A 19,807-nucleotide genomic window follows, 5' to 3' on the forward strand; every position below is an offset into this window, starting at 1 on the left:
GGCGCGCTTTGCGGCCGGCGATGCCCACCGTACCAGCGTACGGTTGCGCTTCTCGGCCGCAAATCGCTGCCGTTCGCTAGGATTTTGCCGGACGTCGAGATGTCCGTGAAATAGATGCACAGGCCGCCGGGTAGATATCCGGCGGCTTTTTCTTTTTGCGCAATATTAAAATGCGATACTGTGGGCTCTTGCAAGCATCACCTGATTATGAATAGCAGCAGCAAACCACCTCTTTCCTGGCGCCAGCGCCTGTCGCAACGGTCGGGCCGCGAGGCGCTGGCCTGGGGCGTGGTGCTGGCCGCCTGCCTGGCCACCGTGTGGCTCGTGTATTTCTGGACCGAACGCATCGCCATCGGCAAGCTGCAGGCCAGCGGCGCGCAGCGCCTCGAGGTGTATGTCAGCAGCCTGGAAAACGCGCTGGAAAAATACGATTTCCTGCCCAAGACACTGGAACTGAACCGCGACGTCATCCGCCTGCTGCAGCACCCGGAAGACCCGGTGCTGGTCGACACGGTCAACCATTACCTGGAGCAGATGAATGCCCAGGCGAAATCGTCGACCATCTTCATCAGCAACCTGGACGGCAACACGCGGGCCGCCAGCAACTGGCAGCAGCCCGACAGTTTTATCGGCGACAACATTTCGTTCCGCCCATATGCCCAGGATGCGCTGCGCGGCACGCCGGGCCGCTTCTATGGCGTCGGCACGACGCGGCTGGAACCGGGCTACTTCTTTGCCCACGGCATCTACCAGAATGGTCGCATGCTGGGCCTGGCAACGGTCAAGGTGAACCTGGAAAACCTGGAAAAACGCTGGGTGCAGGGCGCGGACAAGGTCATGCTGGCCGACGAGCACGGCGTGATCTTCCTCAGTTCCATGCCGGACTGGAAATACCGCACCCTGGCGCCCCTGTCGCCGTCCATCGTCGAGGAACTCAACCGCACGCGCCAGTATTACTCGAAGCAGCTCGAACCGATCCCCTTTGTTTCCGACCGCCAGCTGGGCAATGGCGCGCGCGTGATCAGCGTGCGCGAACAGGAACGTGCCGATGCGCCGCCAAAGACCAGCTCCAGCGTCATGACGCAAATCAAGCTCAAGTCGCCGCAAGGCTGGACCTTCATTTATCTGTCCGACCTGGCGCAGGCGAAGGCCAGCGCGCGCGCCGCGGCTGCCTTCTCGTGCGTGCTGCTGGGCTTTTTCATGCTGCTGTTCTTTTACCTGCGCCAGCGGCGCGCCGCAGTGGCGCAGAAACTGCGCGCCCGCGAAGACTTGCAGCACGCCTATGACAACCTGGAAACCATGGTCGAGGAACGCACCTCGGAACTCAACGCCATGACGCAAAGCCTGAGCCAGGAAATCGAGGTGCGCAGCAAGGCCGAGCAAAAACTGCACATCACGCAAAACGAACTGTTTCAAGCAGGCAAGATGGCCGTGCTGGGACAGATGTCGGCCAGCATCACGCATGAACTCAACCAGCCGCTGACGGCCCTGCGCACCATGTCCGACAATGCCGTCATTTTGCTGGAGCGCGGCCGGCTCGACGATGCGCGGCGCAATCTGGCGAAGATATCGCAAATTGCGGCCAGGATGGGGACGATTACCGGACAATTGAAGATCTTTGCGCGCAAGTCGACCACCAGCCTGACATCCGTCTCGATTCCCACGGCGATCAGCAACGCCCTGTTCCTGGTCGAGCGCCGCCTGCAGGTTGAAAATGTGCGTTTCAGCCTGCATCTGCCGCCCGAAGACATCTTCGCCATGTGCGAAAGCAACCGCCTGGAGCAGGTGCTGGTCAACCTGTATGCGAATGCGCTGGACGCCATGAATGGCAGCGACGTGCGCAGCCTGCGCGTGTCCGTCGAATGCACGCGGGAACACGTGCTGATCCACGTGGCCGACACGGGACCCGGCCTGTCGACGGAAGTCTACGAACACCTGTTCGAACCCTTCTTCACGACCAAGCCGCAAGGCCTGGGACTGGGACTGGGCCTGGCCATTTCCGAACAGATCACGCGCCAGTTCGGCGGCGTGCTGCGCGCCGACAACGCCCCCGGCGGCGGCGCCGTCTTCACCATCGAACTACAGATTGCAACGCAGGAGGAAAAACATGTTTGAGGGCTTGAAGGTCTTGCTGGTCGAGGACGACCCCACCGTACGCGAAGGCAGCGAGCAGGCACTGCAGCTGGCAGGCCTGGACGTACTGGCCTTCCACTCGGCCGAGCTGGCCTACAAGCTGCTGACACCGGACTTTCCCGGCATCGTCGTCAGCGACGTGCGCCTGCCCGGCATGAGCGGCCTGGAGCTGCTGCAAGCGGTGAAAACGCTGGACCCGCACCTGCCCGTCATCCTCGTCACGGGCCACGGCGACATCACCATGGCCGTGCACGCCATGCGCACGGGCGCCTACGATTTCATTGAAAAGCCGTATTCGTCCGACCAGCTGGTCGACGTCATCCTGCGCGCGCTGGAAACGCGCAGATTGATGCTGGAAGTACACAGCCTGCGGCGCCAGCTGGAAGACGGCGGCGGCATCGAATCGCGTTTGCTGGGCAATTCCGTGGCGATGCGCGACATACGGCGTTTGATCCTCGACGTAGCCGATGAACCGGCCGACGTGCTGATCTATGGCGACACGGGCACGGGCAAGGAAATGGTGGCCCGCTGCCTGCATGACTTCAGCCATCGCCGCAAGCACAACTTCGTTGCCGTCAACTGCGGCGCGATACCCGAAAGCATCTTTGAAAGTGAAGTCTTCGGCCACGAACCGGGGGCTTTCACGGGCGCGGCCAAGCGGCAGGTGGGCAAGATCGAGCACGCGGACCACGGCACCTTCTTCCTCGATGAAATCGAATCGTTGCCCCTGTCGCTGCAAGTAAAATTGCTGCGCGTGCTGCAGGAACGCTATATCGAGCGCCTGGGTTCGAACGTGCCCACGCCCGTCGACGTGCGCGTCATCGCAGCGGCCAAGCTGGACCTGGAAGACTTGTCGCAGCAGCAGAAGTTCCGCAGCGACCTGTACTACCGCCTGAACCTGATCGTACTGCACTTGCCACCCCTGCGCGAACGGCGCGAAGACATACCTATTTTGTTCGAGCATTTCGTGCTGGCCGCCGCCGCCCGCTACAACCGTGCCGCCCCCGTGGTGTCGACGGCGCAGATGCGCAACCTGATGGCGCATGCCTGGCCCGGCAACGTGCGCGAACTGCGCAATATCGCCGACCGCTTCGTGCTGGGCATCGCCGGCGGCGCATCGAGCCTGCTGGCCGCCGGCCTGGCCAGCCCCCTGTCGCTGGCGGAACAGGTAAATGGCTTTGAACGCGCGCTGATCGAGCAGGAACTGCGCGCATATTCCGGCAACGTCAGCGAAGTCAGTGCCGTGCTGGGCTTGCCGAAACAGACCTTGTATCACAAGATGCAGAAATATAACCTGGTGGCGGAAGAGTTCCGTTAAGGGAAACACGCTGGCCGGCTTGTCAAAAAGAACAACACAATATTGCCATATGGTATAGTTTGTTTCTTTTTGATAATTTTTAATTCACAATGAAAAACCCTGCCGTCTTGTTGTCCCTGTTGCTGTGCAGCTCCAGTTTTGCCCAGGAAGCCGCCCCCACCGAGGCGCCCGCGCCTGCCGCCGCCGTTGAAACATCGGCCAGCACGCCGGCCGCGCCGGCCACCTCCACCATCAGCCGCCTGCGCCTGTTTGGCCAGAATGGCGCCACCGCCTTTTTGTACCGCGACAGCAGTTGCATCCGCGGCATGTTCAGCGACGGTGTGGAAAAGGCCAGCGGCAGCATGGGTTCCGCCTTCGGCTCCCTGATTGGCAGCGTCAGCAATACCAGCCTGGGCATCCCGGAGACGGAAACGTCCAAAAACCTGGCGCGCAAGGACGGCTTTTTTTCGAAAGCCTATTTTCGCGAGTATGAAGTGCCCGCCGACAAGCCCAGCAGCCTGCGCATAGGCTTCCAGGACGTGTCCTCGTTTTACGTGGCCAACGGGATGCGCTATGAAAACGTCTCGCCCAGCTGCAGTGGCGACGTCACCTTTACGCCGCGCGCCGGCGAGGATTACGAAGCGGCGTTTTCGTGGGAAGGCAAGCGCTGCAGCATCAGCATCAACCAGGTGATCGCCAAGGAAGGCAAGACGGAGCTCGTGCCCGTTCCCGTCACCCGCGCCCCCAGCTGCTAGACACTATCGGGCGGCCCCACGCGGCCCGCGCGCAACGGCCTGATCCAGTCGGGCCGGCCATTCGCCAGCGCCAGCTTGGCCGCCTGTTCCCAGTCGTAATCCACCGCATGAAACTGCGCCGTCCACGCGCCATCGGCCCCCTGTTCGACGATGGCGTAGCGCGCGTGCGGCGTGCCGTTTTCCATCACATGCGGATAGCCGTGCTCGTCGTCATACGCCTGCAAGCCCACGCTGCCCGGGTTGACGATCAGCCGCCCATCGGCCAGGCGCACCTGGCGCGGCATGTGCGTGTGGCCGCACAGGATCAGGGCCGCGTCGGCGTCGCCCGCGCGTTCGGCCACTTCCATCGGCGTGGCGGCGCGGCTGCCCTGCGGCGTGACACTGTCGAGAAAATACACCAGGTCGCTGGCGGGCGTGCCATGCACGAGCAGCACGTCGTGCCGCAGGCGCAAGGTGGCGGGCAGTGCCGCGATCCAGTCCAGTTGCTCCGGCAACAGCTGCGCGCGCGCATACGCATCCGATACGCCCATGCGGGCCGGGTCGCCCAGCAACTGCCGCTCGTGGTTGCCGCGGATGGTGGGCAGGCCGAGTCCCATCAGCCGCGCCGCCGTGGCGCGCGGCTGCAGATGACCGGAAACGATGTCGCCCAGGTTGACGGTCACGTCCACGCCGCGACGGGCGATGTCGGCCAGCACGGCATCGAGCGCATCGAGGTTGCCGTGGATATCGGATATGGCGGCGATTCTCATGTTCCCTCCTGTGCACACCATTCTGCGCGCGTCAGACGATACAGGCAATGCGTGCGCAATGCGTGTCCTGGCGCCAGAGCCGGATGCTCGAAAGTGTCCACATCGCGACGCATGCCCAGGCGCGCCATCAGCGTGCTCGAGCGCAAGTTGGGCAGGGCCGTGAACGCGACGATTTCCGGCAGCTGCACGCGCGCAAAGCCTGCCTGCAAGGCGGCATGCGCTGCTTCCTGCGCGTAACCTTGTCCCCAGTAATCGAACGCCAGGCGCCAGCCGATTTCCACGCACGGCGAACATGGCAGTTGCACAGCGGGAATATGCAGGCCCGTCATGCCGATGAAGGCATCGTTTTCTCGCAAGGCCACGGCCCACAAGCCCCAGCCCCGCTCGGCGATCAGGCCGCTGCAGCGCTTGGCCATGGCGTCGCTGGCTTCGCGCGACAGGGCCGCAGGGAAACAGGCCATCACGCGGGGATCGCCATTCAGCGCCGCGAACGGCGCGAAGTCGCTGTCGCGCCATTGCCGCAGTACCAGACGCGGCGTCACCAGTTCCATGATTTCCTGCATATTGACTTCCCTTCATTACCAGTTTTTACAGTTGCTTGACCGGCGGTAGGACAAGTCCGACGGACAGTTGCGCCGTGCGGCTACGTGATCTAAATGTAACAGTTGCTACCATTTCCTCATTGCACTGTTGCAAAAACGTCGCGACAGTTTTCACTTTATTTTGAGGAGTTGCCCCATGTCTGCCATGTCCGTGTTCACCCGCCTGTCCCCACCACGCCCGCACCACCTTGCCTTGCGCGGCGCCATGATGCTGGGCGTGCTGGGCATTGCCACGGCGGCCGCCGCGGCGCGGGCCGAACCGTCCCCTACCCTGGACCGCGTCAGCATTTCCGTGGGCGCTTTCGCCGCCGATCCGCGCATCAATGTCGGCGCCGACACGCAGTTTGGCCGCATCGATGCGCCCGAATCGAATCCCAGCCGCACGACCATTCCGCGCATCAAGGCCGAATTGCTGATCGGCGACCGCCATGGCCTGGCCTTCGACTACTACCGCTATGACAAATCCTACACGCCCACGCTGACCGGCCAGACCACCATCAATGGCCAGCCCGTGACGGGCACGGCCACGGCGGACGCCGACCTGAAACTCGACCTGGCCAAGATGTCCTACCGCTGGTGGCTGGGCAGCGGCAACGACACCTTCGGCATCGGCCTGGGAGCCGCCTACTACAATGCCAACCTGAACGGCACCGCCACCGGCATCGTCAATGGCGAGACGGCCTCGGCGCGCGATTCCATCGGCGAACATGCGTTCGCACCGCTGCTGGAGGTGGGCTGGCGCCACGCGTTCACGCCGGACTTGCGCATGTACGCGGAAGCGTCGGGCATCAAGAAAAATGGCGGACGCATCAACGGCCATATCTATGGCGGCAATATCGGCGTCGAATGGTTCCCGTTCAAAAATATCGGCTTCGTCGCCGACTATGGCATCTCGAAAATCAAGCTGCACCGCGACAGCGAGCGCGATGCCGACCTGAATGTCCGCCTGACGGGACCATCGGCCTACGTCAAGGTGCGCTTCTAAAACACTTCACGCGGCTGGTTTCAGCAAATACAGCTGGAACTGCGGCAGGCCGGCGTCCTGCCATGGCTCGACCCTGGCAAACGGCAGGCGCGCAAAGGCCTGCCGCCAGAAGGCGTTGGCGGCGGCGTCCGCGTGGAACATGGCCACCAGCCACGTCGTGTCGCTGTCCAGCAGCACGCGCCGCACCACCTCCAGCGCCAGTCCCTGGCGCCGGTATTTGCGCAAGATAAAAAAGTCGCTGAACTCCTGCACCGCAAGCGTGCCGGCCATGCCAGGCTCCGTGATGAAAAATCCCGCCAGCGCCCCATCTGCCTCGATCCACACGGCAGTATGCCCGGGCGCATGCACATACTCGGCCAAGCCGGCGTTGCACACATCGTAGCGGCCGTCGGCCAGCACGTCTTCGCCGCTCCAGGCCGCATTGTCGTGGCAGTACAGCTGGAACAACTGCGCCAGCGCGCCCTCTTCCCCCGCTGCGACGGGGCGCAAGGTGATGTTCTTCAATGCCGGCATAACTGCTTTCCCATTCGATAATGTTGTCATGCGACCAATGGTAGCACCACGTCGCTCATGCCGCCTCTCCTGCACTTCATCCCCCCTTTTTCGCCCCTTGTCGCAAAAATAAAAATTTTCATCTTAATAACGATATGATTGTTTTTAAGTAACATCCGCCACGGCGGTTGACCAGAAACAAGGGTGATCCCCTTCCACAGACCGGCAGGCAAGTATCTGCCGGCTTTTTATAGTCAAGCTCAGGAGAGTGCCGCACATGCTATCGATCAAACAGCTGAACAAAACTTATGCGAATGGCGTCAAGGCCATCAACAATGTCAGTCTGGACATTCCGAATGGAATGTTCGGCTTGCTGGGGCCGAATGGCGCGGGCAAGTCCTCGTTGATGCGCACCATTGCCACCTTGCAGGATCCCGATAGCGGCAGCATCCATTTCGATGGTGTCGATGTGCTCAAGGACAAGGAAGGCTTGCGCCGCCAGCTGGGCTACCTGCCGCAGGATTTCGGCGTGTACCCGAAAGTGAGCGCGGAAACCCTGCTCAACCACTTTGCCGTGCTGAAAGGCCTGACGGAAAAAGGCCCGCGCAAGGAGGCCGTGGAAGCCTTGCTGCAGCAAACCAATCTGTGGGAAGCGCGCAAGCGCAACCTGGGCACGTATTCGGGCGGCATGCGCCAGCGCTTCGGCATCGCCCAGGCGCTGCTGGGCGCGCCGCGCCTGGTGATCGTCGACGAACCGACGGCGGGCCTGGACCCGGACGAGCGCAACCGTTTCCTCAACCTGCTGGCGAAGATCGGCGAGCAGGTGGTGGTCATCCTCTCGACGCACATCGTCGACGACGTGACGGACCTGTGCCCGCGCATGGCCATGATCGTCAAGGGCGAAGTGCTGGTGCAGGGCGAGCCGCAGGCCGCCATCGATACCCTGCTGGGCAAGGTGTGGCGCCGCAGCGTCACCACGGACGAGCTGGCGCAATACCAGCAAACCCTGAACGTGCTGTCGACGCGCCTGGTGGGCGGAAAGCCGCAAATCAATGTGTTTGCCGACAGCCAGCCCGATAGCGGCTTCAATCTGGTCGCGCCCGACCTGGAAGACGTGTACTTCCTGCAGGTGCGCAATGCTGCCCGCCAGGGTACCGCCGCGCCAGCCGCAGCCCCAGCCGCTGTGCTGGCCTGAGGAGCGCACCATGTGGAAGGAATTTTTCAAGTTTGACCTCGGCTATCAGCTGAAACAGCCGCTGCTGTGGGTATTTGCCGCCGTCATGGCCTTGATGGCCTTTGGCGCCACCACCAGCGACTCCGTGCAGATCGGCGGCGCCATCGGCAACATCAACCGCAACGCGCCCACCGTGGTGGCGCAGATGCTGGGGATCTTCAGCCTGCTGTCGATGTTCCTCGTCACCGTCTTCATCGCCGGCGCCGTGCTGCGCGACAGCGAAGTGGGCATGGCCGACATGCTGTTCGCCACGCCCATGCGCAAGTGGGACTACCTGTTCGGCCGCTTTGCCGCCGGCTTTGTCGCCTGCCTGGTGATCTTTGCCGCCATCGCCCTGGCCACCATGCTGGGCCCCGTCATGCCCTGGGTCGATGCGCAGCGCGTGGGCGCGTTTTCGCTGCACACGTATGCGTGGAGCTTTGCCGTCATCGTCATCCCGAACCTGCTCTTCATCGGCGCCCTGCTGATGCTGCTGGCGGCCACCACGCGCTCGATGATGCTGGTATACGTGGGCGTGCTGGGCTTTTTCGTGCTGTGGGCCATGGCGGGCGTCTTTACGCGCGACATCAACAATGAGTGGGTTGCCGTGCTGCTCGACCCGTTCGGCCTGCGCGCCTTTGGGCGCATGACGCGCTATTTCACGTCAGCCGAGTCGAATACCAGCCTGCCGCCCCTGTCCGGCTTCCTGCTGACCAACCGCCTGCTGTGGCTGGGCATCACGGCCGTGCTGTTCCTCGCCACCGTGGCGCTGTTCAAACCGCAGCGCACAGGCACGGGCAAGCGCCTGTTCGGCAAGCCCAAAATGCAGGCGACCGGTCCTGCCGTCTCCGCGCCGCTGCACCTGCCGCGCACCTTGCCCAACTTCACCACGGCGACCGCCTGGCGCCAGTGGTGGCACATCCTGCGCTTCGACGCGGCCGGCGTCTTCAAGAGCGTGCCCTTCCTCGTCATGTTGCTGTTCGGCGTGATCAACCTGCTCGCCGGCGCGAATGTCGGCAAGAATATGTACGGCACCGCCGTGTATCCGATGACGCACCTGATGCTGCAAAATATCAGCAACAGCTTCAGCTTCATGCTGATCATCATCGTGACGTTTTACGCGGGCGAACTGATCTTCAAGGAACGGCAAGTCAAGATCGCCGACGTCAGCGATGCCATGCCCGTGCCCAACTGGGTGCCCCTGCTGGCCAAATGCACGGCCCTGATCGGCGTCATCGCCGGCTACCTGCTGGTGGGCGTCGTCACCGCCATCGGCTTCCAGCTGTACAAGGGCGGCGCGCCCGTGGAACTGGGCCTGTATCTGAAAGGCACCTTGCTGGGCGCCCTCTTCTTCGTGTTGATGGGCTTGTGCGCCCTCACCTTGCAAGTGCTGTCCAACAACAAATTCATCGGCTACCTGCTGGTGATCCTGCTGATGGTGGCGCAATCCGTGCTGGGCATGCTGCACTTCGAACACAACCTGTACAACTTCGCCGCCACGCCCGCCATCAAGTATTCGGACATGAATGGCTATGGCCACTTCCTGACCGGCTGGGCCTGGTTTGCGCTGTACTGGAGCCTGTTTACCGTGGCGCTGGTCATGCTGGCGCGGGCCTTCTGGGTGCGCGGCCTGTCCGCCGACTGGCGCGCGCGCGTGCGCCTGGCGGGCCAGCGCCTGCACGGCCGTGCCGGCGCCGCGTTGGCCGTGGTGCTGCTGTGCTGGGCCGGCACGGGGAGCTGGATCTTCTACAACACGAATGTGCTGAACCAGTACGAAACGTCCGACGTCAGCATGGACAAGCAGGCGCGCTACGAAAAACAGTACCGCCAGTACATGGGCTTGCCGCAGCCGAAGATCACGGACATCCAGGCCAACGTGGATATTTATCCGGAGCAGCGCAAGGTCTTGATCAAGGGTCACTATGTGCTGCAAAACAAGACGGCGCAGCCGCTCGACACTTTGCGCATCCAGCTCAATCCGGAACTCGAAACCAGTTGGCTGAACTTGCCAGCGCACAAGGTTGCACTGCACGACAAGGAACTGGGCTTCAGCATCCTCACGCTGGCGCAGCCGCTGGCGCCGGGCGCCACCCTGCCGCTGGACTTCACGGTGGCTGTCACGCACCAGGGCTTTACCAACAGCGGCACGCCGGACCAGGTCAACCTGAACGGCAGCTTCTTCAACAACCAGGCGTATTTCCCGCACTTCGGTTATGCGAAGGAAATGGAGTTGACAGACCGCAACGAGCGCCGCAAGCGGGGCCTGGGCGAGCCGCAACGCATGGCCAAGCTGGAAGACAAGTCCGCGTATGGCAACACGGTGTTTGGCAGCGAAGCGGACTGGGTCCATTTCGACACAACGGTGTCCACCAGCGGCGAGCAGATCGCCCTGGCGCCCGGCTACCTGCAAGGCAGCTGGGAAAAGGAGGGCCGCCGCTACTACCGCTACAAGATGGACCAGCCGATGATGCCGTTCTTCGCCTACCTGTCGGCGCGCTGGGACGTCAAGAAGGGCGACTGGCACGGCGTGCCGATCGAAATTTATTTCGACAAGAAGCATGGCTACAACACGGACCGCATGATCACCTCCGTGCAAAAGTCGCTCGACTATTTCAGCACCCAGTTCACGCCTTACCAGCACAAGCAGGTGCGCATCCTGGAGTTCCCCGGCTACCAGAGTTTTGCGCAATCGTTCGCCAATACGATTCCGTACTCGGAAGGCATCGGCTTCATCGCCGACCTGCGCGACAAGGAGGACATCGACTATGTGTTTTACGTCACCGCGCATGAAATGGCGCACCAGTGGTGGGGCCACCAGGTGATCGGCGCCAACGTACAGGGCGCCACCATGCTGATGGAGTCGCTGGCGCAGTACTCGGCCCTGATGGTGATGGAAAAGGAATACGGCCGCGAAAAAATGCGCCGTTTCCTGCGCTATGAACTGGACCGTTACCTGAGCGGCCGTGGCGGCGAAGCCATCGAGGAATTGCCGCTGGCGCGCGTGGAAGGACAGCAATACATCCACTACAACAAGGGCAGCCTGGTGTTTTACCGCCTGCGCGACGAGATCGGCGAGGAAGCGCTGAACCGTGCCCTGAAACGCTATCTGCAGGACAAGGGCTACCAGCAGGCGCCGTTCACCACGACGCTGGAATTGCTGGACTATATCCGCGCCGAAACGCCGCAGGGCAAGCAGGCGCTGATCACCGACCTGTTCGAGAAAATCGTCTTCTACGACAACCGCGTGACGGAAGCAAAAGCCGTGCAGCGCAAGGATGGCCAGTGGGATGTCACCATGAAGCTGCACCTGGCCAAGCTGGAATCGGACGGCAAGGGCAAGGAAAGCCCGCGCGCCTATGACGAGCCGGTGGAAATCGCCATTTTCGCGCGCCCCGCCGGTGCCAAGGAAGACAAGGAAACCGTGTTGTTTACCGACAAGCGCGTGCTGTCGGGCAGCGACCCGGTGCTGACGATCACGGTGAAGGACAAGCCGTTTGAAGTCGGCGTCGATCCCTACAACAAGATGATCGACCGGGTGGCGCGTGACAACCGCAAGGAAGTCAGTGTTAACTAACGCTTGATGCGACGCAAACAGGCCACGCTGTCACCGACAGCGTGGCCTGTTTTTTTTTGGCTGTCAGCGGCTAGCGGTACACGAGGCCACCATCGATCAGCGGCGCCTGGCCCGTCATGTAATCGGCATCCGGTCCCGCCAGGAACGACACCAGGCCGGCCACGTCTTCCGGCGTCTCGGCGCGTCCCAGCGCGATGCCATCCACATATTTTTTATACGTCGCGCCCAGCTCGGCGCCCGTCACTTCGGCCATGCGCTTGTCGATCTCGGTCCACATGTCGGTGCCGACGACGCCGGGGCAATACGCGTTGACCGTGATGCCGTCGGCCGCCAATTCCTTCGCCGCCGCCTGCGTCAGCGCGCGCACGGCAAACTTGGTGGCCGAATACACGCCCAGCAAGGCAAAACCGTCATGCCCGGCGATGGAACAGGCATTGATGATCTTGCCCTTCTGTCCGCGCTTCTTGAAAGTCTTGGCGGCCGCCTGGATGCCCCACAGGGTACCCTGCACATTGATGCGCATGATGCGGTCGACTTCGTCGGGCGTCACGTCGAGCAGCGCCTGCACCTGGGCGATGCCGGCATTGTTGACGATGATGTCGAAGCCACCGAGTTCCCTCTCGGCAAACGCCACCGCTTCCGTCACCTGCTGCAATTGCGACACGTCGGCAATGCAGGTGACGGCGCGGCGTCCCAGCGCACGCACTTCGGCGGCGGCCGTGTCCAGTTTTTCCTGGTTCAGGTCCACCAGCGCGATATCGGCGCCATCCCTGGCCAGGCGCAAGGCGATGGCCTTGCCTATACCTTGCGCGGCACCCGTGACCAGCGCGACTTTTCCGGAAATACCCATGCTGCGTTCCTTTCAGTGTAGGGAAAAAAAGCGGCACAACCGGTCCGGCGCAGCGGCGCCTGCGGCCGGTTCCGCATCGAAGAGACGCTTCAGCCTACCTGAAATGGGCAATTCGCCGCGTCTTAAAACGTGCGCGCCCGGAAAAAGCGCGCACGTCAAGAAAAGCAAAAAAAGCAGGGCGCAATATGCCATGCGCACGCTGCCGTACCGGCCCATGGCGTCAGCTGGCGTAACATGGGCAGCATCGCTGGCAAGCGCGCTGGCACCACCATCAAGGGAGATCCATATGCTGCATCGTTCACTGCCCATCCGCGCCAGCCTGCTGCTGGCGGCACTTTGTTTGAGCACGCCCGCCTGGAGCGCGGACCCCATCCACAAGGAAACTGTCGCGCTGACGGCCGGCAAGGCCGCGCACAGCGTCAAAGGCCAGATCAAGGGCTACGCCACAGCCGAATACACGCTGACAGGCAAGGCCGGCCAGACCCTCAGCGTCAAGCTGAAAACCAATCAGCCGTCGAACTACTTCAACATCCGCCAGGCCGGCCAGGACGAGGCCCTGTTCATCGGCTCGACCAGCGGCAACACCTACCAGGCAACGCTGCCGGCCGATGGCGAGTACACGGTGCAGGTGTATCTGATGCGCAACGCGGCGCGCAGGAATGCGGTGGCGAATTACCGCCTGGAGATGGGGCTGCGCGACTGAGGCTGGCACTGGCGTGCTTGACGTTGGCGTGATCCGGCATGCCTATCGGCCCTCCAGGCCAGCGGCATGGAATTTTTCAGCTTGGCAGTGATCTGATCCATTGATGCTTTTTCTGACTGACTCAATGGAGGAGATATGCAACATGCCAATGTCATTGCCATCGTCCTGGCACTCGGCTGCAGCTTGGCAGGAGCGCAAGCGCCCGAACGTATGGCCAGGCTCACCGATAGCAACGTGTTATTGAAGCAAGCAGCAATCGAAGGCAATGCCATGCATGCTTGCCAGCCGCTGAAAGGGGACACGGTTGCCATCCTGGAGATCAAGAATGATCCACCGGGAGCCGCAGGCGCAGCCATTGCCCATGTACGCGTGATGAGCGGCCACTGCCAGGGCGAGGTCGGCTGGGTCGGGATGGCGCGCCTGGAAGCGCTGGCTACGCAGGCGTCACTCTTGCCATAAGCAAAAAGCCTGTTTTCCTCTCGGAAAACAGGCTTCAAGCAACAACAACGACTTTTTCGGACTTAGAACGGAATATCGTCATCCATGTCCGAGAAGTTCGGGGCTGGCTTTGGTGCCGGGCGTGGTGCCGGGGCCGGCGCTGGACGCGGGGCTGGTGCCTGGCGCGGAGCCGGGGCTTCGTAGCCGCCGCCACCGCCGTAGCTGTCATCGCCACCGCCGGCGTCGCCGCCCATGCCGGAACGGCGCCCAGCATTTGCATCTGTTCCGCGATGATGTCGGTTGCATACTTCTCGACGCCGTCCTTGTCCGTGTACTTACGGGTTTGCAGACGGCCTTCGACGTAGACGGACGACCCTTTTTTCAGGTACTGGCCGACGATTTCCGCCAGGCGGCCGAAGAACGAAATGCGGTGCCATTCTGTCAATTCTTTTTGTTCGCCCGTGTTGCGGTCCTTCGATTTGTACGAAGTGGCCACGGCGATGTTGGCGATCGCGTCGCCGCTAGGCATGTAGCGGATTTCCGGGTCACGGCCCAGATTGCCGACGATGATGACTTTGTTGACTGATGCCATGAATAACTCCTGATGAACTGCGGCGGGAGCCAAAACTCGCGCGCGTTAGATTTTTTGCTAAACGAGGATTATAAGCGACCAGGCGGCGCAAAGCATGCGCTTTCTGGCTTCGCCGCCTACCGTGCGGCAGCACGTTTTTTTCACGGCAGGTGAAAACAAGAAACTTGAATACTGGTATTATATACAGTGTTTAAAAGTCTGCACGCATCTGTATCAAACTTTCCCGGGGCACGCCCGCAGGGCGCCGCAATCCGCCCGTGGATGCCTCAGGCATGCAGATCAAAACCCGGCTATAGTAACAGGTTGACCCGTTGTGGCTCTTCATCCGCACCCTGGCCCGATGCGCTGGCCGCACCACTCACTGAAAGCAAGGCAATCACATGGAACAGATCCGCATTCGCGGCGCTCGCACGCATAACCTCAAGAATATCAATCTCGATTTGCCGCGCAATAAGCTGATCGTGATTACCGGCTTGTCCGGTTCCGGCAAATCCTCGCTGGCCTTCGACACCCTGTACGCGGAAGGCCAGCGCCGCTACGTCGAGTCGCTCTCGGCCTACGCGCGCCAATTCCTGCAACTGATGGAAAAGCCGGACGTCGACCTGATCGAGGGCCTGTCGCCCGCCATCTCCATCGAACAGAAGGCAACCTCGCACAACCCCCGCTCCACCGTCGGCACCGTGACGGAAATCCACGACTACCTGCGCCTGCTGTATGCGCGCGTCGGCACGCCGTACTGCCCCGACCATCCGGAAAACGCGCTGGCAGCGCAATCCGTGTCGCAAATGGTCGATGCCGTGCTGGCCATGCCGGAAGACACCAAGCTGATGATCCTGGCGCCCGTCGTTGCCAACCGCAAGGGCGAACACGTGGATCTGTTCGAGCAGATGCAGGCGCAGGGCTTCGTGCGCTTTCGCGTGCAGAGCGGCACGCACGCGGCGAAAATCTATGAAGTCGATGACCTCCCGAAATTAAAGAAGACGGAAAAACATACGATCGATGTCGTCATCGACCGGGTCAAGGTGAACCAGGACATCAAGCAGCGCCTGGCGGAAAGTTTCGAGACGGCCCTGCGCCTGGCCGACGGCCGCGCCATCGCCTACGAAATGGATAGCGCCAAGGAACACGTGTACTCCAACAAGTTCGCCTGCAATGTGTGTGGCTATTCCCTGCAGGAACTGGAACCGCGTCTGTTCTCCTTCAACAACCCGATGGGCGCCTGCCCGGAATGCGACGGCCTCGGACACATTGAATTCTTTGACCCGAAACGCATCGTCGCGTTCCCGAATCTGTCGCTGGCTTCGGGTGCCGTCAAGGGCTGGGACCGCCGCAACCAGTTTTACTTCCAGATGCTGACGAACCTGGCCGCCTTTTACGAGTTCGACCTGGACACGCCGTTCGAGCAGCTGGACCTGAATTCCCAGCAAGCCGTGCTGTACGGCTCGGGCAAGCAAGTGATTCCGTTCAGCTATGTCAATGAGCGGGGCCGCACCGTCATCAAGGAACACACGTTTGAAGGCGTGGTCAACAATCTGCAGCGCCGCTACCGCGAGACGGACTCGATGGCCGTCAAGGAAGAGCTGGCCAAGTTCATCAATGAAAAATGCTGCCCCTCATGCGATGGCGCGCGCCTGCGCGTGGAAGCGCGCTTCGTCAAGGTCGGCACCGGCAAGCAGCAGCGCGCGATTTATGAAGTCGCGGAAAAACCGCTGCGCGAAACGCTGGAATTTTTTGAAAAACTCAAACTGACGGGGGCGAAAAAAGAGATCGCCGACCGTGTGGTCAAAGAGATCATTTCGCGCCTGAAATTCCTCAACAATGTGGGCCTCGACTATCTGTCGCTGGACCGCAGCGCCGACACGCTCTCCGGCGGCGAAGCACAGCGTATCCGCCTGGCATCGCAGATCGGCTCCGGTTTGACGGGTGTCATGTATGTGCTCGATGAACCGTCGATCGGCCTGCACCAGCGCGATAATGACCGCCTGATCGAAACCTTGAAGCACTTGCGCGACATCGGCAACAGCGTGCTGGTGGTCGAGCATGACGAAGATGCCATCCGCACGGCCGACTACATCGTCGACATGGGCATCGGCGCGGGCGTGCATGGCGGTGAAATCATTGCCGAAGGCACCTTGCCCGAGATCCTGAAAAACAAGAAATCGCTGACGGCGCAGTACCTGAATGGCAAGCTGAAAATCGCCGTGCCCGCCAAGCGCCACGCCAGCAATCCGGAAAAGCAGCTGGTCATTACTGGCGCGACGGGCAACAACCTGAAAAAAGTGTCGCTGAGCTTGCCTGTGGGCCTGATGACGTGCGTGACGGGCGTGTCCGGTTCGGGCAAGTCGTCGCTGGTCAACGATACCTTGTATCCGGCCCTGTCGCGCCATTTGTATGGTTCGCAGACGGAACCGGCGCCGCACGACTCGATCAGCGGCCTCGAGCATTTCGACAAGGTCATTTCCGTCGACCAGGCGCCGATCGGCCGCACGCCGCGCTCGAATCCCGCCACCTACACGGGCTTGTTTACGCCGATCCGCGACCTGTTCTCCACCGTGCCGACGGCCAAGGAACGCGGCTACAGCGCGGGCCGCTTCTCGTTCAACGTCAAGGGCGGACGCTGCGAAGCGTGCCAGGGCGATGGCGTGATCAAGGTCGAGATGCACTTCCTGCCCGACGTCTACGTGCCGTGCGACGTGTGCCACGGCAAGCGCTACAACCGCGAAACCCTGGAAGTGCAATACAAGGGCAAGAACATCACGGAAGTGCTGGGCATGACGGTGGAAGAGGCGCATGAATTCTTCAAACCCGTGCCCCTGATCGCGCGCAAGCTGCAAACCCTGCTCGACGTGGGCCTCGGCTACATCAAGCTGGGCCAGAGCGCCACCACCCTGTCGGGCGGCGAGGCACAGCGCGTGAAACTGTCGCTGGAACTGTCCAAGCGCGACACGGGCCGCACCCTGTACATCCTCGACGAACCGACGACGGGCTTGCACTTCCACGATATCGACCTGCTGCTGAAAGTCATCCACCGCCTGCGCGACCAGGGCAATACCCTCGTCATCATCGAGCACAACCTCGACGTCATCAAGACGGCTGACTGGATCGTCGATCTCGGTCCCGAGGGCGGTGCAGGCGGCGGGCAGATCATCGCCACCGGTACGCCGGAAGACGTGGCGCTGAACCCTGCCAGCGTGACGGGCAAGTACCTGGGGCCGCTGCTCAGGCAATAAGAACGGCAGCGCAATAAAAAACGGCGCGGATTGCTCATGCGATCCGCGCCGTTCCTCTTTTTGCTAGCACCCCAGTCATTGCCGGCGTGTCATTTATCGCACGCCAGTCTTTGCCGGCGTGTTTCTCCCCCACTACAACTCTCAACACCTGACAAGCTGCTGCGCGGCGCGGCGTGCTGTGTCCACCTGCGATGCTCACCGTGCTTGAGCACGGTTGCACCTCTTGGCCACAATCACTGCCGCTCGCTACGTCTGCCAGGCGCCGCTTACGCTACCTTGTTCATGCACTCAGCCGCTTTTCCAGCGCAGCCTTGTTGTCTGCCAATTCCTGCGGCAGATGATACGCGAGTTTTTCAAACAACTCGGTATGTAATTTCAATTCCTCCACCCACGCGGCCTTGTCGATCGAGGTGATGGTGTCGAACTGTTCCTGCGTAAATGGCAAGCCATCCCAGTTCAGGTCGCCATACTGCGGCGTCGTGCCGAACAGGTTTTCCACGCCGCCGGCCTTGCCTTCGATGCGGTCCAGCATCCACTTCAGCACGCGCATATTGTCGCCGAAGCCAGGCCAGACGAACTTGCCCGCTTCGTCCGTACGGAACCAGTTGACGCAGTAGATCTTCGGCAGGGCAGCCGGGTTGACCTTGCCCACTTTGACGCCCATGTCCAGCCAGTGCTGGAAATAATCACTCATGTTATAGCCGATAAACGGCAACATGGCAAATGGATCGCGGCGCACGATGCCCATCTGGCCCACGGCGGCGGCCGTTGTTTCGGAACCCATGGTGGCGGCCATGTAGACGCCTTCGACCCAGTTGCGCGCCTCGGTGACCAGCGGCACGGTGGTCGAGCGGCGGCCACCGAAGATGAAGGCCGAGATCGGCACACCGGCAGGGTCGTCCCAGGCGGCGTCGATGACGGGGTTTTGCGTCGCAGCCACCGTGAAGCGCGCGTTCGGGTGGGCGGCCTTGGTGCCGGACGCTGGCGTCCAGTCCTTGCCCTGCCAGTCGATCAGGTGGCTTGGTGCCTCCTTGGTCAAGCCTTCCCACCAGACGTCGCCATCGTCGGTCAGCGCCACGTTGGTAAAGATGGTGTTGTCGCGCATGGAGGCCATGCAGTTGAAATTGGTTTTTTCATTCGTGCCCGGCGCCACGCCGAAATAGCCGGCTTCCGGGTTGATGGCGTACAGGCGGCCATCGGCACCCGGCTTGATCCAGGCGATATCGTCGCCGATGGTCGTCACTTTCCAGCCCTTAAAGCTTGCCGGCGGGATCAGCATGGCGAAGTTGGTCTTGCCGCACGCCGACGGGAATGCTGCCGCTACATAATGCTTCTTGCCTTCCGGCGATTCCACGCCGAGGATCAGCATGTGTTCGGCCAGCCAGCCCGGGTTGTTGTCGGACGCTTGCGCTTCCTGGTAGCCCATGTTCGAGGCGATGCGCAGAGCGAAGCACTTCTTGCCCAGCAGAGCGTTGCCGCCGTAGCCCGAACCGTAGGACCAGATCTCGCGCGTTTCCGGGAAATGCACGATGTACTTGGTGCTGTTGCATGGCCATTTCACGTCGGCCTGGCCAGCGGCCAGCGGTGCACCCACGCTGTGCACGCAGGGCACGAACTCGCCATCGGTGCCCAGCACGTCGTACACGGCACGGCCCATGCGGGTCATGATCTTCATGTTGACGGCGACATACGGCGAATCGGACAGTTCCACGCCGATGTGTGCGATCGGCGAACCCAGCGGACCCATCGAGAAGGGCACGACGTACATGGTACGGCCGCGCATGCAGCCATCGAACAGGCCGTTCAAGGTGTGGCGCATGTCGCCAGGCTCGGTCCAGTTGTTGGTCGGGCCGGCCGCTTCTTTCGTTGCCGAGCAGATATACGTGCGGTCTTCGACGCGGGCCACGTCGCTCGGATCGGAGCAGGCCAGGTAGGAATTCGGACGTTTTTCCGCGTTGAGTTTTTTCATGGTGCCACTGGCAACCATCTCTGCGCACAGGCGCTCGTACTCTTCCTGCGAGCCATCGCACCAGTAGATGCGGTCAGGCTTGGTGAGCGCGGCAATGTCGGCCACCCAGTTGATCAGTTTCTGTTGTTTAATATAAGCTGGGACGTTGAGTGCGGCGACGCCACCCATGACGGGCTGATTCATATTACCTCCAATACCAATAAAAGAAATTCTGGTCGTTCCGGC

The 19,807-nt window shown here is 61.7% G+C and carries 14 protein-coding genes and 1 pseudogene; 9 read left to right on the forward strand and 6 right to left on the reverse strand.

All coding sequences use genetic code 11. The features are described from left to right. The first annotated feature begins 207 nt into the window (after nt 1–207). From JaAD80_RS08575 to JaAD80_RS08585, 3 genes are all read left to right on the forward strand, one after another. Nucleotides 208–2,115 carry an ATP-binding protein gene (locus JaAD80_RS08575; protein ID WP_102293798.1) on the forward strand — a complete coding sequence of 636 codons (1,908 nt, stop codon included), beginning with the start codon at nt 208–210 and terminating at the stop codon, nt 2,113–2,115. Further along, nucleotides 2,108–3,451 (forward strand): sigma-54 dependent transcriptional regulator, encoded by a 1,344-nt coding sequence (locus JaAD80_RS08580; protein WP_102293799.1) that lies wholly within the window; start codon nt 2,108–2,110, stop codon nt 3,449–3,451. Before JaAD80_RS08575 ends, JaAD80_RS08580 begins: the two co-directional genes overlap by 8 nt. 89 nt (nt 3,452–3,540) lie before the next feature. Beyond that, a complete protein-coding gene (locus JaAD80_RS08585; RefSeq protein WP_146012321.1) occupies nt 3,541–4,185 on the forward strand; it encodes a hypothetical protein in 645 nt (214 codons plus the stop codon). Here the strand turns inward: JaAD80_RS08585 and JaAD80_RS08590 are convergent. Continuing rightward, nucleotides 4,182–4,934, reverse strand: coding sequence for a metallophosphoesterase (locus tag JaAD80_RS08590; protein WP_102293801.1), 753 nt, complete (start codon nt 4,932–4,934; stop codon nt 4,182–4,184). The two genes, JaAD80_RS08585 and JaAD80_RS08590, sit on opposite strands and share 4 nt — an antisense overlap. Then, on the reverse strand, nt 4,931–5,497 hold the full coding sequence (locus JaAD80_RS08595; protein ID WP_102293802.1) for a GNAT family N-acetyltransferase: 567 nt from the start codon (nt 5,495–5,497) through the stop codon (nt 4,931–4,933). The genes JaAD80_RS08590 and JaAD80_RS08595 overlap by 4 nt, the downstream gene beginning before the upstream one ends. Before the next feature lie 175 nt (nt 5,498–5,672). Between JaAD80_RS08595 and JaAD80_RS08600 the strand changes: the two genes are divergently transcribed. After that, nucleotides 5,673–6,521 carry a hypothetical protein gene (locus JaAD80_RS08600; RefSeq protein ID WP_102293803.1) on the forward strand — a complete coding sequence of 283 codons (849 nt, stop codon included), beginning with the start codon at nt 5,673–5,675 and terminating at the stop codon, nt 6,519–6,521. Nucleotides 6,522–6,527: 6 nt separating this feature from the next. On the opposite strand, the gene JaAD80_RS08605 is transcribed toward JaAD80_RS08600, so the two are convergent. Next, nucleotides 6,528–7,034 carry a hypothetical protein gene (locus tag JaAD80_RS08605; RefSeq protein ID WP_102293804.1) on the reverse strand — a complete coding sequence of 169 codons (507 nt, stop codon included), beginning with the start codon at nt 7,032–7,034 and terminating at the stop codon, nt 6,528–6,530. A 256-nt stretch (nt 7,035–7,290) separates the two neighbouring features. Between JaAD80_RS08605 and JaAD80_RS08610 the strand changes: the two genes are divergently transcribed. After that, nucleotides 7,291–8,208: an ABC transporter ATP-binding protein gene (locus JaAD80_RS08610; RefSeq protein WP_102293805.1), complete on the forward strand. Its 918-nt coding sequence runs from the start codon at nt 7,291–7,293 to the stop codon at nt 8,206–8,208. A gap of 10 nt (nt 8,209–8,218) precedes the next feature. After that, a complete protein-coding gene (locus JaAD80_RS08615; RefSeq protein ID WP_102293823.1) occupies nt 8,219–11,800 on the forward strand; it encodes a M1 family aminopeptidase in 3,582 nt (1,193 codons plus the stop codon). A gap of 70 nt (nt 11,801–11,870) precedes the next feature. On the opposite strand, the gene JaAD80_RS08620 is transcribed toward JaAD80_RS08615, so the two are convergent. Next, the gene (locus JaAD80_RS08620) at nt 11,871–12,650 is read right to left on the reverse strand and encodes an acetoin reductase (RefSeq protein WP_102293806.1); all 780 of its coding nucleotides are present in this window, start codon (nt 12,648–12,650) and stop codon (nt 11,871–11,873) included. A gap of 286 nt (nt 12,651–12,936) precedes the next feature. Here JaAD80_RS08620 and JaAD80_RS08625 point away from each other — a divergent pair, with 286 nt between their 5' ends. Then, nucleotides 12,937–13,353, forward strand: coding sequence for a hypothetical protein (locus tag JaAD80_RS08625; RefSeq protein WP_102293807.1), 417 nt, complete (start codon nt 12,937–12,939; stop codon nt 13,351–13,353). A 135-nt stretch (nt 13,354–13,488) separates the two neighbouring features. Next, nucleotides 13,489–13,812: a hypothetical protein gene (locus JaAD80_RS08630; RefSeq protein ID WP_102293808.1), complete on the forward strand. Its 324-nt coding sequence runs from the start codon at nt 13,489–13,491 to the stop codon at nt 13,810–13,812. Between the two features lie 62 nt (nt 13,813–13,874). Here JaAD80_RS08630 and ssb read toward each other — a convergent pair. Beyond that, nucleotides 13,875–14,383, reverse strand: a pseudogene (gene ssb / locus JaAD80_RS08635) (single-stranded DNA-binding protein). Between the two features lie 380 nt (nt 14,384–14,763). Between ssb and uvrA the strand changes: the two are divergent. Next, on the forward strand, nt 14,764–17,613 hold the full coding sequence (uvrA, locus tag JaAD80_RS08640; RefSeq protein WP_102293809.1) for an excinuclease ABC subunit UvrA: 2,850 nt from the start codon (nt 14,764–14,766) through the stop codon (nt 17,611–17,613). Between the two features lie 280 nt (nt 17,614–17,893). Here uvrA and JaAD80_RS08645 read toward each other — a convergent pair whose 3' ends face one another. Continuing rightward, the gene (locus tag JaAD80_RS08645) at nt 17,894–19,765 is read right to left on the reverse strand and encodes a phosphoenolpyruvate carboxykinase (GTP) (RefSeq protein WP_102293810.1); all 1,872 of its coding nucleotides are present in this window, start codon (nt 19,763–19,765) and stop codon (nt 17,894–17,896) included. Between the last annotated feature and the right edge of the window lie 42 nt (nt 19,766–19,807).

Source organism: Janthinobacterium sp. AD80 (assembly GCF_002878455.1).
Taxonomy (GTDB): Bacteria; Pseudomonadota; Gammaproteobacteria; order Burkholderiales; family Burkholderiaceae_D; genus Janthinobacterium.

Bases quoted from the DNA above. Each gene is read 5' to 3' on its own strand.
- JaAD80_RS08585 (WP_146012321.1), top strand. From the start codon at position 3,541: ATGAAAAACCCTGCCGTCTTGTTGTCCCTGTTGCTGTGCAGCTCCAGT.
- JaAD80_RS08575 (WP_102293798.1), top strand. From the start codon at position 208: ATGAATAGCAGCAGCAAACCACCTCTTTCCTGGCGCCAGCGCCTGTCG.
- JaAD80_RS08645 (WP_102293810.1), bottom strand. From the start codon at position 19,765: ATGAATCAGCCCGTCATGGGTGGCGTCGCCGCACTCAACGTCCCAGCT.
- JaAD80_RS08615 (WP_102293823.1), top strand. From the start codon at position 8,219: ATGTGGAAGGAATTTTTCAAGTTTGACCTCGGCTATCAGCTGAAACAG.
- JaAD80_RS08590 (WP_102293801.1), bottom strand. From the start codon at position 4,934: ATGAGAATCGCCGCCATATCCGATATCCACGGCAACCTCGATGCGCTC.
- JaAD80_RS08600 (WP_102293803.1), top strand. From the start codon at position 5,673: ATGTCTGCCATGTCCGTGTTCACCCGCCTGTCCCCACCACGCCCGCAC.
- JaAD80_RS08580 (WP_102293799.1), top strand. From the start codon at position 2,108: ATGTTTGAGGGCTTGAAGGTCTTGCTGGTCGAGGACGACCCCACCGTA.
- uvrA (WP_102293809.1), top strand. From the start codon at position 14,764: ATGGAACAGATCCGCATTCGCGGCGCTCGCACGCATAACCTCAAGAAT.
- JaAD80_RS08595 (WP_102293802.1), bottom strand. From the start codon at position 5,497: ATGCAGGAAATCATGGAACTGGTGACGCCGCGTCTGGTACTGCGGCAA.
- JaAD80_RS08605 (WP_102293804.1), bottom strand. From the start codon at position 7,034: ATGCCGGCATTGAAGAACATCACCTTGCGCCCCGTCGCAGCGGGGGAA.
- JaAD80_RS08625 (WP_102293807.1), top strand. From the start codon at position 12,937: ATGCTGCATCGTTCACTGCCCATCCGCGCCAGCCTGCTGCTGGCGGCA.
- JaAD80_RS08630 (WP_102293808.1), top strand. From the start codon at position 13,489: ATGCAACATGCCAATGTCATTGCCATCGTCCTGGCACTCGGCTGCAGC.
- JaAD80_RS08620 (WP_102293806.1), bottom strand. From the start codon at position 12,650: ATGGGTATTTCCGGAAAAGTCGCGCTGGTCACGGGTGCCGCGCAAGGT.
- JaAD80_RS08610 (WP_102293805.1), top strand. From the start codon at position 7,291: ATGCTATCGATCAAACAGCTGAACAAAACTTATGCGAATGGCGTCAAG.